The organism is Janthinobacterium sp. B9-8, from assembly GCF_000969645.2.
GTDB lineage: Bacteria > Pseudomonadota > Gammaproteobacteria > Burkholderiales > Chitinibacteraceae > Iodobacter.
Genome location: NZ_CP014222.1, coordinates 2,835,116 through 2,851,029, shown reverse-complemented (window position 1 = coordinate 2,851,029; position 15,914 = coordinate 2,835,116). Strand labels below are relative to the sequence as shown.

The following is a 15,914-nucleotide window of genomic DNA, read 5'->3' as shown; positions in this document are numbered from 1 at the left end:
CGGGCACTGGCTGAATCGTGATGAAGCGGGCTGAGGCCCGCTGTTTTTTTATAGGAGGCTGTTATGTCTAGAGATCTGGCCATCGGCATTGTGATCGGCGGCGCTGTCTCATCGACCTTTGGTTCTGCGATCACTAAAACCCAGCGCTCGGTCGAGGGTTTACAGGGAAAGCTCGCCAATACCAAGGGCTTGCAATCGCTGGTGGGAGAGACCCAGCGCCTGCAGCGCAGTATGGAGCAGGCTGATCGCGCCTCACGCCGGATTGGCTTGGATGGTGTTCGCACCTTACGCTCAGAAGTCACCGGCCTTGAAAAAGACTGGAAAGGCGCGACCGATCGGGTCGGCGGCATGGCGAAACAGCTGGCGACGATGCGTAAGGGCACGGCGGGCAAGGCGGATGTATCTGTACTTGAGGCAGAACACACCGCGCTGAGCCGCTCACTGAAGCTGACTCAGTCGGCAGCTGAGGCAAAGAAAAACACCTGGCTGCACGCCCGCAAAGATAAAACCGGCCCAAGTGGAGAAGTGCTGGCGCTAAAAGCAGAGTACCAGGCCGCACTGCTGGCGGCCAAAGGGCAAAAGGCACTGCTTGCTGAAAAAAGGGCGCAGATTGCGGCAAGTAAAGATGCAACTGCTGCAGAAAGTAAGCTATCCCATGAACTGGAAAAAACCCAGCAAGAAGCAAAACGGGCCAAGCAAGCGTTTGAAGCAAAGCGTGCGGCTTTGCATGCCAGTAAAAATGAATTAAAGCAGCAGACGCAAGCTTTAGGTGGCGCAAGGCAAGCCAGTACGGCATTAGGCTCCAGCATGCGGGACGTGGCGACTTCTCAGCGCGCGGTGGCAGATGGTGGCCTGCGCCGTCGCCTGGATACGCATATTGGGCAGCTCAGACAAGCGGGCGTTGCGGTTGATAAGCTGGACCGAGAATACATTCGCCTGGGCCGCACCAGCCGTGGTTTAGCCTTGCAGGAAGCGGGCAAAACGCAAATGGACTCGGGCGTGAAGCTGGGCCGTATCGCAGGGCTTGGGCTGGCTACGGCGGCTATTCCGACCAAAATAGCTGGCGACTATCAGGCCGAAATCCGTGATATCGCCATAAAAGCCGGCATTGCCGGACAAGGCGGAGAAAAAGAGCTGGACGGGGCGATCCGCGCTGCCGCCAAACGGCAAAAAATGGCCCAGAGTGATCTGGCCGCTTCTGTGAATGGGCTTGTTACTCAAGGCATGGACTGGCGTGAAGCGGTGGGCTATAGCGATTTGCTGGGCAAGCTCACCATCGGTCAAAAGATGGAATCCGGCGATGCTGCGCAACTGATTTACTCATTACAGCAAAACGGCGTGAATCAGGCTGAGATGGAAAAAGTCATGGGCCAGATTGCGGTGGCCGGTGACATCGGGGCTTTTGAATCCGACAAGATGGCCAAGTTTATGCCGGAGCTGCTGGCCACGGTGGGCAGCATGGGGATGCAAGGTCCGGAGGCCGTGCGTTATATCGCTGCCAGCTTGCAAGCGCAGATTAAGCTGACGGGTAATGCCGACAGCGCGGCCAATAACTTTAAAAACTTACTCTCTAAAATCATCGCGCCGGATTCCAATAAGAAATTTGCAGATGCAGGGATCGATCTGCAAGGCTCGATGGAAGCCACCATGCGTGCCCATGGCGATGGGCCGGTCGCGGCCTTTATGCGTCTGACCGAAAACCTAGCCACCAGTGGCGATGCAACCCGAGCTAAAAAGCTGGCGGATATCAAAGCCCGGATTAAAAACGCCAGCGGAGATAAAAAAGCCGAAGAAGAAGCGCTCTCGGCCTATATGCAGGCGGCAGGGCTGGGGGAAGTGCTCAGTGATATGCAGGCGCGTTCTGCCGCACTGGCACAGATTAAATATGGTCAGCAAATTAAAGATGATCTGATCAAAATTCAAAATACCGACGGGATTAAAAAACTCGATACCGATAAATCCAAACGGGATGAAACCTCAAACCGTAAATGGGATGTGGTCGCCAGTGAATTTACGGCGGCCATGGTGACGATTGGCGATGCGATTCGCCCGGTGACAGACTTTGTGGCGGATACGGCGGCGCAAGTGTTGAAGTTTGGCACAACGATCACGGCAAATAATCCGGCAATTGCACTGACTGCCTTAGCGGCTGGCATTGGTGTGGGGTTGGTTGCGCTAAAACGGGTCGCCGCAGGTGCGGGTACTTGGCTGGTTGGTAAGTCGCTGGAAAAAATGGGCCTGCGTTTGCCCGGTGCAGGGAGTGAGGGCAGCGCCGCAGGCGGGGCTGGTCACGCAGAGGTCGGTGTACAGCAGGTCTTTGTGACCAATTGGCCGGGCGGGTCTTTGGGCGGATCAAGCCGCAGGCCGTCAGTAGGTGGCGCCACATCGTCTACCAGCCCTGATGCACCGCAAGCAGAAGGGCCCGTACGGACAGGAAAGCGGGCCAAAATCGGCCGCGCATTTAAGGCGGGCGGGCGTTTGGTGAGCCGCTTTGGCGGATCAGTCATGGCGCTGGGGACCTTAGGAGCATCCGCTTATGGCAATTACAAAAATGGAGAGCACGCCCCCGAAGCTGCACTGCATGCAGGGGAGCAAAAAGCGCAGGCAAGTGATCCACCCGATGGCCTCAAAATTGGCGCCACCCTTGGCGAAATGATTGCGCCAGGCATTGGTTCGGCGGTAGGTGGCTTTTTAGATGATGCCGTGGGCGTCTTACGGGGTGGACAGGGAGAAGAAGGCGGGCAAGGTGGGGACGCGGGCGGTGTGCAAGAAGTCTTTGTCACAAATCTGCCGACAGGGGGCGGTCTTGATCTTTCAGGGGAAGGCGCCGATCGATCCGGAGGGGGCCGCGAGCGATCACGCCGAAGGCGTGGGCGCGGTGCAGGTCGGGTAAGACCTGCGCTGGGGCCTCTGCCTGCCGTGGAGCGGGTTGGCAAATTAGCCAAGATAGGCCAGGCATTTAAAACCGGCAGCAAAGTCTTGGGCAAGGTGGGCGGTGCGGCTTTGTCGGTAGCCGGTGCTGGCTATACGGCCTATGACACTTACAAAAACGCCAAGACAGCGCCGGAGAAAGGCGAAGGCTATGGCGGGGCTGCAGGCTCATTAGGAGGGGGGCTGGCAGGTGCCAAAATGGGGGCCGTGATCGGCACCATGATTGCGCCGGGTATAGGGACTGCGATTGGTGGCTTGCTGGGCGGGGCCATAGGCGCGTTGGGCGGTGAAAAAATCGGCGCGCTGATTGGTAAGGCGATTGCGGGTAAAGAGGAAGCAAAACCGCCTGCTCCTACTGTCCCTGTGCCACCTGTTGCACCGCCGGTCATTGTCCCTCCGGTTGTGAAGCCTGAACCTAAAGTCATTCCCAGTCAGGTCTTTACCTTTCAGCCCACGATTCAGGTGACGGTAAAGGGCGATGTTAAAAACCCGCAGCAGATTGCCGCTGAAATCGCCCCGCATTTGAAGCGCATTTTTGATGGCTGGCAGCAACAGGCCAGCCGCTCTGCCATGTATGACCCAATAGGCTGATTATGGATTTTATGCCCTTACTTCAGGTTGCCACCCAAGTGGCTGGCCGGTCTGCTGCTGTCGCCAATATGCGGATATTGCCGCGGGATATCTCTGTGGCAATCAAAGACACCAGAACTGCGGCCGAGCTCACTCAAAAAGCGGTGGGGTTGATTGCCAGTGCGGGGGAACTGCTGGATGGCCCCAATGCCCGTGCGGTGAGTCGTTCCGCTGGTGTGCTTCAGCTCGCTGTGCAAGATATTACCCGCAGCACCAGCCAGGCGTTGCGTGAAGCCGGTGCATGGCTGGATTTGAGCCATGGCGCCTTAAAGAAATCGATGGGGGGCGTGCTGGATATGCGTTCTGCTGGCGTTAATGGCGCTATTCGTGCGCGTGATGTTTTATTTGATGAAGGAATTCGTCGGGATGAGACCCCGATTGCCAAAGGCTTTTTATTAGAAATCGCCGCTGAAAAAGGCCGGATCTTTCGTTTCGCGCTGGGGCAGGCCGCATTTGATCGCCTGAGCCGGTCCAGCCAGTACGGTATTCAGTCACAAGAGCGGCTGACCCGCACGCCGGCTGAGCAAGCGGTTTCTAAAGGCGGTGAAACCATCAAAATTAATGGCGTGATCTATTTGGCGCAGCAGGGGACGGGGCATCTCGATACCTTACGTGAGATCGCCAGCGCATTGAAACCCGTCACGCTGACAACGGGCTATGGGCAATCATTTGGACGCTGGTACATCACTCACATTGAAGAGGATCAGGAGTTTCTCTTTACCGATGGTGCACCGCGTAAACAGACTTTTAATATGGAGTTTAAACGCTATGGCGAAGACTATCAGAACGTGTGATGGCGACCTGCTCGATCGCCTGTGCTATGCCGTTTACGGCCATGTGAAAGGCACGGTCGAAGCGGTGCTGGCCCGCAATCACGGGCTGGCTGCGATCAAACAACCTTATCCCTCGGGCGTCATGATCCATTTTCCTGATTTAGCTGCGCCGATGCGCGAAACCATTACGCTTTGGGAGTAGAGCATGCAACCCATCTTTAAAATTGTAGCCACGGCTGCAGGCCAGGCCACTGGGCGTGATATTACGGCCCTGTTGTCGGATCGGCTGCTCAGTATCCGGATTACAGATAAAGCGGGGATGGAGAGTGATGAGGCGGAGATTTCGCTGGATGATCGGGATGGCGCAGTGGCATTGCCGGCGCGAGGTGCACGGCTGCAGATTTCGTTGGGCTATCAGGAAACAGGGCTGACAACGCTGGGCAGCTATCGGATTGATGAAGTGGAATCCAGCGGCCCGCCACAACAAATTACCCTGCGTGGCCGGCCTGCGGATTTATCCGGCACGGTAAAAGCGGTGCGCCGCCATGCATGGGAAAACGTCACCCTCGCTCAGGTGGTCAAAGAGATTGCGCAGCGTAATAAGCTGACGCCGGTGTGCACGATGAAGGCCAGGGTAGAGCGGCTGGATCAGGTGAATGAATCGGATATCCACTTTATTACGCGGATTGCGAGACAGTACGACGCCACCGCCTCCGTCAAAGCCGGAAAACTGCTGGTCGTTCCGCGTGGCGGGCAGACTAAAAGCGTGAGTGGCAAAGCGATTCCGCTGCTGGTGTTACACAGGGCCGATATTAAAAGCTGGCGCTACACCCTTTCAGACCGGAATGAGTCGGGCGGCGTTGCCGTTAAAAGCCATAACAAAAAGACCGGTAAAACGCTGGAAATCATTGTGCCGGACAAAGACAATCCTTCTGCGCCTGTGCGGGCCGCTCGCCATTCTGTGCCCAGCACAGGTAGGGCGGGGGCAAGCGCAAAAGGGGCGTTAGAGCGAAATAACCGCTCCACCGGCACCTTAACGCTGGATCTGGCAGGCAGGGCAGATATCGTGGCCGAACGTAAAATCAGCCTGTCAGGCGTGAAGCTGGGGGTAGATGGCCAGTGGGTAGTGGATACGATTACCCATGATTTTAGTGCCAATGGCTGGTCCAGCAGTCTAGAGCTGGTGATCAGCAAAGCCCAGCTTAAGAAATCCAGAAAACCCGCGAAGAAGAAAAAGCCCGCTAAGAAACTGGTCTCAATCACCGCATAAAAAAGCCGTTTACGCGCATAAAGCCCCTTTTATTGAAGAAACCACACCCGCCTCGAGCGGGTTTTTTTATGGATCAAAACATGTTGAAAGACGATATCGGCAGCGTCGGCATTAGAACAGGATTCACCCTCAGCATTTCGGCGGTGGGCTCATGGAGCATGGATGAACTGATCCAGCTGGTGACCTTGCTTTATCTCGTATTGCAGATTGGCTTACTTGCGCTCAAGTACTGGCGCGTGCTGCGTAAACGTGGAAATAAAGAGGAGAAAGCGAATGATGAATAAGAAAATCATCAGTGCTGCGGTGGCGGCGGCCATCGGGCTGGCCACGCCGGTGGTGATGCACTTTGAAGGGCTGCGCACCGCGGCGTACTCGGATCCGGTTGGCATTCCAACCATCTGCTGGGGCCATACTGGGGCAGAGGTCAAGCTGGGGCAAAAGAAAAGTTCGGATGCCTGCAAAGACTTACTGATCGCGGATCTGCTGACGGCCAACCGAGCGATCGATGCTTGCGTCACCGTGCCGCTCACTGCCAATCAACGCGGTGCTTTTGCCTCTTTTACCTTTAATGTTGGGGGAGGGAAGTTCTGCCGCTCAAGCTTGCTTAAAGAACTCAATGCCGGCGATACAGCGGGCGCATGTGCAGAGCTGAGTAAATGGGTCTACGCCGGCGGAGAAAAACTCCCCGGGCTGGTTCGCCGCCGCGCTGCAGAGCGGGCTTTGTGCGAGCAAACCTCATGATACGGGCCACGATCATTGCTGCCGCGCTGGGTTTTGGCGCGGGCTGGCTGGTGAATGGCTGGCGGCAGGATGCGCTGGAATTAGTCGCTCAAAAAGCCGCCATCAGCGCGGCAGTTAAAACTCAGGCAAAAAGCGAGGCCATTGCTTCAGCCGTAGAAGGGCGCCTGGCCGCGCTGAAAATTACAGAACGCATTATCGACCGAGGAGTCATCCGTGAAATTAAAACCAATAGCACGATCTATAGCCGTGAGTGCTTGCCTGCTGCTGGGCGCTTGCTCATCAATGCCGCCGCCAAAGGCCATGCCGCAAGCCAGCCTGCTGGTGCGCTGCCCCTCAGAGCTGCCGCCGCTGACTGACGGATCTGCCGGGGATGTCCTGCAAACCATGACCGAATGGGCTGCCATTTATCATGATTGCCGGATTAGGCATGATGGGGTGATTGATTGGGCTTTATAAATGGTTAAAAAAACGCCCCGTTACTCTACTTTATTTGAAGCTTTACACACCTGTTTTTAGTCCGTACGGTATTTTACTTACGTTGACTGGCTGATGAATTAGTGAATATACACAAACAGGGTAAATCATAAAACAGGTAGGTTAAAGCTTCGTGTAATATTTTGCGGTCGCCATACCTCGTTGATTTATTATGAATCTTAGTGATCTGCTTGCTTCCTTTGCCTCTGCGTTTAGTCAAGAGCAGCGTCTTATCTCTCTCCAATTGGGCGATGGCGCAGCGTGGGGCGAGCAGCTTTTACCTCAGCGTGTGACGGGCAGCGAGGGGATTAATCAGGCTTACCGTTATCAGATCGATTGCTTGTCACCCGATGGGGCTTTAGAGCTTAAATCGCTGCTTGGCCTGCCGATTGTTTTATCTGTGGCAGATGCCAATGGCGATGAGATTGAGCGCTGTGGTGTAATCTCGCAGGCGCAGCTTTTAGGCTCGGATGGCGGCTTCGCTAAATATTCCATCACCGTAGAGCCACCTTTTGCGCTGCTCAGATACCGCCGCACTTCTCGCGTTTTTCAGGATTTATCCGCCCCCGATATTGTGAAACAGGTACTGGCCGAGCATCAGGCCAAAAACCCTGTATTTGCTTCGGTACAAACGCTGGATTTTAAATTATCAGGCGAATACCCGCCGCGCTCTTATTGCTTGCAATACCGAGAAGACGATTTTGCGTTTTTGTGCCGCTTAATGAAAGAAAGCGGCTTGGTATGGCGCTTCGAGCATTTGGCCGGAGACACGCCTCAGGTTCAACTTATTGTATTTGATGACGCCTTTGCCCTACCCGAAGCTGCAGAAAGTGCGGTGAGATTCCACCGCTCGGACGCCACAGAAGAAAGTGATTCGCTCACCACATGGAATACTCAGCGGCAAATTGGTAGCAGCTCAGTTTCCCTTGCCAGCTTTGATTACAAAGCCAGCAGCACCAGCCATAGCCTAAGCGATAGCACGGTTGATCAAGGCGATGGCGGGCAGCAAATCCAATCCAGCTTCGAATATTACGACCCACAAGCGCATTACTACGCCAGCGATTTAGACCAGCTCAACCACGATGCCAAGCTGCGCCAGGACGCTTTAGACGGGCAAAAGAAATCATTTAGCGGCTCCGGCACATTACGTAGCTTGCAAGCCGGGCAATGGTTTTGCTTAGAAGATCACCCCGCCCACGAATGGGATAGCGCCGAGCAGCGCGAATTTGCCGTCACCGCGCTTCAATTCACCGCCAATAATAATTTGCCGGTGGATCTAACCCAGCAACTTGGCTTAGTTGCCCCAAGCCTGCTTGCCACTTCGGGTAAAGGTAACGCGCCTTACCAAGCCGATTTCACCGCCCAAAGACGCGGCCAGCCTGTGCTTAGCCATCTTGGTGAGCAAGAATTTACCAAGCCCACCAGTCTTGGATTGCAAACTGCCACGGTGGTTGGCCCTGCCGGCTCCGAAGTCCATACCGACGAGCAAGGGCGGATAAAGGTGCAATTTCACTGGCAGCGTGCTGCCGAGCACCCGGAGTTTGGCGCCAACCTAGATGACAAGTCCTCCTGCTGGATACGCGTCGCCGCGCCATCGGCAGGCGCAGGCTGGGGGCATCAGTTTATCCCGCGTATCGGGCAAGAAGTAACCGTCAGCTTTATAGAGGGAGACATCGACCGCCCCGTAGTCACTGGCGCTGTCTATAACGGAAGCCATTCCGTGCCCACCTTAAGCAGCGCAGGCGTCTTACCTGCAAACAAAACGTTATCCGGCATCAAAACCAAAGAGCATGAAGGTGGCCAATACGGCGAGCTGCTGTTTGACGATACTAAGGGTGAAGTGCGCACCAAGCTATCGAGCGAACACGGCAAAACCCAGCTCAATCTTGGCTATTTAATCCATCCGCGCACCGACGGCAAAGGTGAGCCACGCGGTGAAGGGTTTGAATTACGCACAGATAATCAAGGCGCAATCCGCGCCAATGGCTTGCTGATCAGCACCGAAGCCAAAGGCGGTGCATCCGGTAAACAGCTCGACCACAGCCCCGCGCAAAGCCAGCTTGAATCGGCCTTGGCGCTTGCACAAAGCCTAGGTGAAACAGCGACCAACCAGCTTGCAGACACCATAGAAACTGGCGAAGACAATAAAACAATCAATCCGGACAATAGCGCGGGTGATAAAAACATCCAAGGCCATTTGCACCATCATATCCACGCCAGTAAAAGCCTAGAAGCAGGCACGAATACGGATAAAGACGGTAAAAGCCAGTCCGAAAAACAAGCGGGCCAGCAGAATATTATCCTGCTGCACGGTGAAGACGGCGTGGCTATCACCAGCCCGCAAAGCCAAACTCTTACCGCAGGCACCAACTTAGATCTGGTCGCCCAAAGAGACACCAACCAAACTTCTGGCCGCCGCTGGATTCACAACGTCCGCCAGAACATCAGCTTGTTTGTAGCTGGGGTAAAAGACAAAGTCGCTTTAAAACTGATCGCAGCCAAAGGCAAAATCCAGTTGCAAGCGCAGAGCGACGATATCGAAATCACTGGTGATAAAGACCTGAAAGTAACTGCTTGCAAGGGGCTGCTCAGTATTTCGGCTAAAGATGAAGTTTTAGTTACGGCTGGTGGCGGGTATATCCGGCTAAAAGGCGGCAATATCGAGATTCATTGCCCCGGCACTGTCACGGTGAAAGGCGCTAATCACGATATGAGCGGCCCAGCGAGCTTAACACCCCAATTTGTGCCCTTTGTTAAAGCCAAGGATTGTTCACAAAAAATGAAAGATGCCGCTGCGGGTGGCGCAGCCGTTCTTTGATACACAGGCCAAAATTAATGCAAAGCACAGCACTGTTTGACCCATGGCCTCCACTGGCTATAGAACCGACTCATATTATGCAGCTGGCAGCACAAATTGGATCATCAAAACAAGACGGCGCTTTTTATCTGCTGATTGATCCCATGTTGGGCGAGCCACGCCCCTTGGATGGCGGGCCAGATGCTGCGCCGCCAGAAAACACGCCTACTCTGCAAGACTCCCGCACAGCAGCGTGGGACGGGCGAAGCATCACCATGCTGACTTTTAACGAGCCGCCTTTGCCTTATGCTCAATTGCCCTATTTAGTGCAATTGCAGGGCAAAGAAGACCCTTTATTTGCAGAGTCTATTCAGATTGCCTTAGAAAATAATCTGGCACTGCTAGATAGAGGCTTTGGCGGGCTACCTGTATGCGCTTGGCTACAAAGCCATGCGAGTAGTGAAGAGTTGGCCGCATGGCTGGCCAGAATGATGCAGCAAAGAATAAAGGGGCAAACAGGTAAGCGTTATTTAAGAGCAGCTGACCCCAGAACATTGCCCTTACTTTTAGCGCTGCTGGGTGAAGAGCGCATCAGTCTGTGGCTTGGGCCTGTTGCTAACTGGTATTTATTATCGATTGACGGCAGAGTCACTCATCTACAAAGCACTAGGGGCAGCCAGGCAACGCTGACATTAAAGCCCCATGAAGCAGAAGCCATCCTCGATGCTGAGGCAATTAACCGTACTTTAGCGCAATGGTATGCCACGCGATCAGCCCCCTATGCCCAGATGTTTTTAAATGGACGGCTATGGGTTAAAACGGCTAGGGAATTGGGCTGGCCGCAAATCGATGATCAAGTGGCCTTTGCCCTCTATGCGGATCGATATCCGCAGTTTTGGCAGCACCCATCCATGAGCGCAATTTTTAAAAACGCCAAAGAAACTCAAACGCCTTTGAATACCGCCTTGGCTGAAATCACAGCAAGCCAGTGGGATCAGATCATGCTGCACTCACCACAAAAAGAAAACCAATGACAGATACCTGTAGAGCGTGTGAAAAAAGTGGACTGCCTATTCTATTGGTGCGCCCCTCAGTGATTGCGAATAAAGCAGATTTACAGCCATCCGGCAGTGCAAAGCTGCTTTCGCACGCCATTGCGCAAAAAGCGGCTCAGCTTGCTACGCCTAAGCAATCGCGCTATGTACTGCGAACCCTGCGCCGGGGCTATTTATATGTGTTTTATGAAACCCCGCCAGCAGGCAAAAAAGATGGCTGGGATATTTACCGGATTACGCCAGAAGGGGCGCTTTACTCTGCCTCACATCCCTCCTTTTATTTAGCAGAGCCTTTTTCTTGTAATAAATCCGGCCATTTGCATAAAGTGCGTTTGCTGACGATTCCCCAAGCGCATAAAACGGGGAAAATATGGCTGGCGTATAGCGCCAACTTATGGAATGACAAGCTAAAAAAAGCCAATCAAGCCAATCCCAAAGTCATGCAATGCCTTGATGTTAAAGCCTACTTAGATAGCGGAAAAGCACCAGATAATGCATTTGTTGCCAAGGCAGAAAGCCCAGGGAAATTTGTTGCTGAATATGCGCTGCGCAATGTAAGCCCGGGCAAAGATGCGGAGCCCTACTTCCCCTTTAAAGGCGGAGTAGATGCGCTTGATCAACTGAATGGCCATATGCAGCAATTGGGCAATATGCACACCAAGACCAAAGATAAAGGCCTTGTGTTTGCCCTACCAGACCCAGTTGCGGTTTCTGCCGAGCTCAATCACTTGCGCATGCGTGCGCTGGTGAGGAAGAGTGAAGTTGCCGTCCCTTACAGTCGGGGTGTCTTATGCTCAGGCTTGCTTATTGGTTTAAAGAAATGCATCGGTGATGATCATTATAAGAAGACTGGAACCACCTTATTCGATGGGGCACAAAGACGTATAGGCTCAATGAACAAAGCGCTATATGACAAAAACAAACTTAACCCCTCTTTTCGACCTAGCCTAAAAGACACAGTATGGAAGCCAACTCATGCGGGGCAGCCTGTTACACCAGCAAGTATGGGAGAGGTTTATCAGCTGGAAGATGATGCACTTCGTAAGACGAAGGCTAATGAGCGCACCCAAACAGACTGGGCAAAACTAAGTACTTTTTTTGATGAGCCAAAACGTGCACAGTTTATGCTCGAGTATGATAAAAAAATGGCTGAGATGGATCAGATCATCACCTCATACGATGATGATTACGTCGCTGCCTCTCAAAAAAACGTGACTGATTGTTTTGCCCTGCATTTTGATGAAAATGACCCGAACGATCCTAAGCAAACCCACCATAGTGCGGGGGCTTGCTATAGCGAGGAGGCTTTTCATGTTTACGGCGGGGGCAGCCTAGGCCCTAGCAGCGCTGAGCTTGCATATAAACAGGCAATCAAAAAAATTAGTGAGCAGGATGCAGTGATGCTGCGCGCACAGCTTTCTAATCAAAAATCGCTGTTTGAATATGTGGCCGAAGATAATCAGGCCAAAACCTATAATCTGCTCAAAGATTTACTTATGCCACAGCTTAGCCCTAAGTTTAGCTGGCTGAATGAGGCGGTCTTTGGCTTTCATCAGGGCGTTTCTACAGCGCTAATTGGCGGGGCGGTTGGCTACGCAAGCGAGCACAGTAGCTTTAAAGTAATAGAAGGTAAGCTACTGGGCATGACTTTGCTTGGCCAGAATATGGAGCATATTCTGGCTGGTGTGCTTAATAAAACCAAGATCAAGCCTCGGCCCCTATTAGTCAGTGTGTTCTTGCCTTTTGATGAGGCGATTGCATTACTTGCTAGTAAGCGTTACACGCCAAGTAAAAAACTGATAAATAGCATGCGCAAGCAAAGCTTGATTGAGCTGCATGTACTCACCGATACCGATAAGCTGAAGCAAGCTACACAAAGCGCCACGGCCCTAAAAGACGCTGAAAAAGTATCCCTCAAAGTCTCGAAACTCAATTTAACCGCACAAGGCTTAGAGGGGATACAAAAAGTATCGGCAGAGGATTTTGGCAAAATGTTTGCGCAGCAAAGGCACGTGGCAGAGACGGCCAAAGAAGCCTTATATAACTTAAAAGAAAACAGCTGGCGTGGTAGTAAAGCGGTCTTTATCAAGGCAGAAGGCCGCATTGCCATCGGCTTTTTATCCCTGCAAATGCTGGGCTTAAATGGCAGCCTTCAATCTTTAGCTGCTGCCAGCCCAGAAGATCAAAAAGCTTTGCGCGATGCTTGGTTTGGGATTGCCAGTAATGGCTCTGGGACGGTTGGGGCAACTGGGGATATAGCAGGTATTGCTGCGGCGCAATTTGCAAAGCATGGTGCTCTTACTATGGTTTTAAAAGCCGTAGGGGGCTATGCGGGCTGGGGGGCTTTGCTGGTGGATAGTGCGCAGGCTTTTGTTTTTGCTGGGGAAAACTATAAACACAACAATAAATTAGCTGCTTCTTGGTTCCTTACTGGTGCATTATATGGTGCAGGTGGAGTTGCTGGTATTGCGGCAACAACAGAAATAGTTGCTACATGGCTAGGAACAGGGGAGATTGTTTCTGCTACAGCTGTGGCCACAGAGGGTGGGATTGCTATTTTGGGTATGAGCTTAACCGGCTGGGCCTTGGTTTTAATGGGGCTAGGTGTACTTGTATATTCTGGCTCTGCAATGCTAACACCCACCGCGCTACAGGATTGGGCCGAAGATTGCTATTTTGGTAAAGAAAATAGGTTTAGTACATCGGCAGAAGAAGAAAAAGCTTTATTTAAGGCTTTAAAAAAGAGCCGCCAATCTGAATCTGAACCTCAAATTAAATATGAAGAAAAAAAACCTTCGCCCGTAAATAAATCTGCACCCGCCTCGATTAAATATCTGTGAGCTTATTAAAAATGACATTAAATACGGCAACCACCACTGCTTATCGTGTACTGCAAGGTGAATACCCGCCAGCAATGATCAATGCATCCAGCTTGGGCATTGTCACGTATCTGAATAAGAAAACAACCACGCGGCAAAGTGGCAGTACGCTGAGCGAAGTTAAAACGATCTATCCAGCTGCCATCGAGTTGGCCAGTACTACTCATTATCAGCGTGGCCTTTTAACTGTGTTTGCAATGCTTGTTATTTTTGGTTTTTTTCCCGTAATGTTATATGGCACTTATATTGGACTATTGTTGTTTTCAGCAGCAATCTCTGATCTAGATGTGGTGCTTTTCCTAATGGTGAGTTTTGGGCTGACAATCTGTATTTTAAGTGTATTTTTCTCATTTCATCTCGGCATTTATCAACTTAGAGTCGATATGTTTTCACTTAAAAACGACAGCTTGTTTTTTGATAGGAAAAAGAAAAAAGTTTACCGTGTTTTTAGAAACATACCTGGCCTTATCGATTACGTTAGAAACAGCTTAAAAAAACGTAATCCATTTTATGCTTGGCCTACCGTGATTGTTGAATACGATTGGGATTCTTTAATCTTTGTTTATGTTTCAAAAGTTGTGATGTTGGGGCAATTACCATCAACGGTTCACACCCTGGGGGTGGGGATTAAAGATCCTGATTTTGCACAAAAACAAGTCGCAAAAAGTGACCATGATAAAGCCTGGGATCAAATGCTAAAGCACGAGGCAATACCAGACTTTGTTGGTTTCTTTACCATTGGTAATCCACTGGTCATGAGTGAATATTCTGTGCAGGCATTATGGGCCTATCTGCATGCCTATATGGAAGAAAACGGCCCAGCCTTGCCTGTTGGTGAGTCTTTAGCTGAGGCCGCCCCTAATAGTTGGTGGCAATCTATGGGGTGTATTGGCCCATATGGTCCAAATATAAAAAAGTGGAATCAAGACCATCCTATTTTTGTGGTGATGTCCTTTTTGTTTTTCCCTATCTTTGGACCATTGTATTTACTCTGGGGAACCTTTAATTGGCTTTCGCATAAAACCGCATTCGAAGCCCCATTCCCCCCAGAAATCCGTGCAGAGTGGGGAGAGCCAGTACTGCCCAAAAAATAAGCCTTAACGCGGCTATTGCCTTGTGCGATAGCCGCGGGTGAAGTGGGAATCATAGCAAATAGATTAATCATTCAATCCCATCTAAAAAATTAAAAGCTTATGACTCCAACTGCCTCAACAACAGCCTATCGCCTATTAAAGGGCGAATACCCTTCCGCCATTATTGATGTATCTAGCATTGATATTGCAGCATACCTAAGTAAAGAAACGACTGCGCGGTGCAAAGGTAGCAGCTTGAACGGCGTTAAAACGATTTACCCAGAGGCCATCGAGCTGGCGAGTACAACTCATTATCAAAGAGGCTTGGTCACCTTATTTTCGCTACTTGTCTTTTTTGGGGGCTTACCCCTAATGTCATACGCATTGTATGTCTGCTTTTTTGAATTAGAAATAGAAGGATTATTCACTTTTTTATTTAAATTTGTTTTTATGACTCTTAGTGGCTTGGGTGTGTTTTATGCACTTCATATTGGGCTTTATCAGCTTAGAGCTGATATGTTTTCTCTTAAAAACGATAGCTTAATTTTTGATAAGAAAAAGCAAAAAGTTTATAGAGTTTTTCGTGACACACCCGGGCTTATTGATTATATAAGAAAAAGTTTTAAAAAACGCAATCCATTGTATGCTTGGCCAACAGTGATTATTGAATACGATTGGAATTCATTAATATTTGTTTATGTTTCAAAAGTTGTTATGTTGGGGCAATTACCATCGACGGTTCACTCCCTAGGTGTGGGAATTAAAGATCCTGATTTTGCACAAAAACAAGTCGCCAAAAGTGACCATGATAAAGCATGGGATCAAATGCTAAAGCATGAGGCAATGCCAGACTTTGTTGATTTCTTTACGATTGGTAATCCACTGGTCATGAGTGAACATTCCGTTCGGGCATCATGGGCGTATCTGCATGCCTATATGGAAGAAAACGGTCCGGCCTTGCCTGTTGGCGAAACTTTAGCCGAAGCTGCCCCTAATAGTTGGTGGCAATCTATGGGGTGTATTGGCCCATATGGCCCAAAAATAAAAAAGTGGAATCAGGACCATCCTATTTTTGTGGTGATCTCCTTTTTGTTTTTCCCTATCTTTGGACCCTTGTATTTACTCTGGGGCACCTTTAATTGGCTTTCGCATAAAACCGCATTCGAAGCCCCATTCCCTCCAGAAATCCGTGCAGAGTGGGGGGAGCCATTACTGCCAAAAAAATAAGCCGCAGTGCTGCTGTTGCCCATGATTAGCAAACTAGTTTAAAAAAAGCTGCATCAACTACAAA

General features: G+C 51.1%; 12 protein-coding genes. All 12 read left to right on the top strand.

The annotated features are described in order from the left end of the window. The first annotated feature begins 63 nt into the window (after positions 1 to 63). The 12 genes from VN23_RS12770 to VN23_RS12715 all read left to right on the top strand — a co-directional run bounded on the left by VN23_RS12770 (position 64) and on the right by VN23_RS12715 (position 15,850). Positions 64 to 3,522 (top strand): phage tail tape measure protein, encoded by a 3,459-nt coding sequence (locus tag VN23_RS12770; protein WP_046352240.1) that lies wholly within the window; start codon positions 64 to 66, stop codon positions 3,520 to 3,522. Positions 3,523 to 3,533: 11 nt separating this feature from the next. Next, entirely contained in the window at positions 3,534 to 4,355 is an 822-nt protein-coding gene (locus tag VN23_RS12765) for a phage tail protein (protein WP_197432915.1), read from the top strand. Then, complete coding sequence (locus tag VN23_RS12760; protein ID WP_046352239.1) at positions 4,330 to 4,536, top strand: tail protein X; 207 nt, start codon at positions 4,330 to 4,332, stop codon at positions 4,534 to 4,536. The genes VN23_RS12765 and VN23_RS12760 overlap by 26 nt, the downstream gene beginning before the upstream one ends. Positions 4,537 to 4,539: 3 nt before the next feature. Next, positions 4,540 to 5,604 carry a contractile injection system protein, VgrG/Pvc8 family gene (locus tag VN23_RS12755; RefSeq protein WP_046352238.1) on the top strand — a complete coding sequence of 355 codons (1,065 nt, stop codon included), beginning with the start codon at positions 4,540 to 4,542 and terminating at the stop codon, positions 5,602 to 5,604. 80 nt (positions 5,605 to 5,684) lie between these two features. Continuing rightward, positions 5,685 to 5,888, top strand: coding sequence for a hypothetical protein (locus tag VN23_RS12750; protein ID WP_046352237.1), 204 nt, complete (start codon positions 5,685 to 5,687; stop codon positions 5,886 to 5,888). After that, positions 5,878 to 6,345, top strand: coding sequence for a lysozyme (locus VN23_RS12745; RefSeq protein WP_231743257.1), 468 nt, complete (start codon positions 5,878 to 5,880; stop codon positions 6,343 to 6,345). The genes VN23_RS12750 and VN23_RS12745 overlap by 11 nt, the downstream gene beginning before the upstream one ends. After that, entirely contained in the window at positions 6,342 to 6,701 is a 360-nt protein-coding gene (locus VN23_RS12740) for a hypothetical protein (protein WP_046352236.1), read from the top strand. The genes VN23_RS12745 and VN23_RS12740 overlap by 4 nt, the downstream gene beginning before the upstream one ends. Positions 6,702 to 6,991: 290 nt before the next feature. Then, complete coding sequence (gene tssI, locus VN23_RS12735; RefSeq protein ID WP_046352235.1) at positions 6,992 to 9,637, top strand: type VI secretion system Vgr family protein; 2,646 nt, start codon at positions 6,992 to 6,994, stop codon at positions 9,635 to 9,637. Between the two features lie 17 nt (positions 9,638 to 9,654). Beyond that, entirely contained in the window at positions 9,655 to 10,650 is a 996-nt protein-coding gene (locus VN23_RS12730) for a DUF4123 domain-containing protein (RefSeq protein WP_046352234.1), read from the top strand. Next, positions 10,647 to 13,511 carry a T6SS effector BTH_I2691 family protein gene (locus VN23_RS12725; RefSeq protein WP_046352233.1) on the top strand — a complete coding sequence of 955 codons (2,865 nt, stop codon included), beginning with the start codon at positions 10,647 to 10,649 and terminating at the stop codon, positions 13,509 to 13,511. The genes VN23_RS12730 and VN23_RS12725 overlap by 4 nt, the downstream gene beginning before the upstream one ends. Continuing rightward, positions 13,508 to 14,644, top strand: a complete 1,137-nt coding sequence (locus VN23_RS12720; RefSeq protein WP_046352232.1) for a DUF6708 domain-containing protein — start codon at positions 13,508 to 13,510, stop codon at positions 14,642 to 14,644. Before VN23_RS12725 ends, VN23_RS12720 begins: the two co-directional genes overlap by 4 nt. A gap of 99 nt (positions 14,645 to 14,743) precedes the next feature. After that, on the top strand, positions 14,744 to 15,850 hold the full coding sequence (locus VN23_RS12715) for a DUF6708 domain-containing protein (RefSeq protein ID WP_046352231.1): 1,107 nt from the start codon (positions 14,744 to 14,746) through the stop codon (positions 15,848 to 15,850). The last annotated feature ends 64 nt before the right edge of the window (positions 15,851 to 15,914 follow it).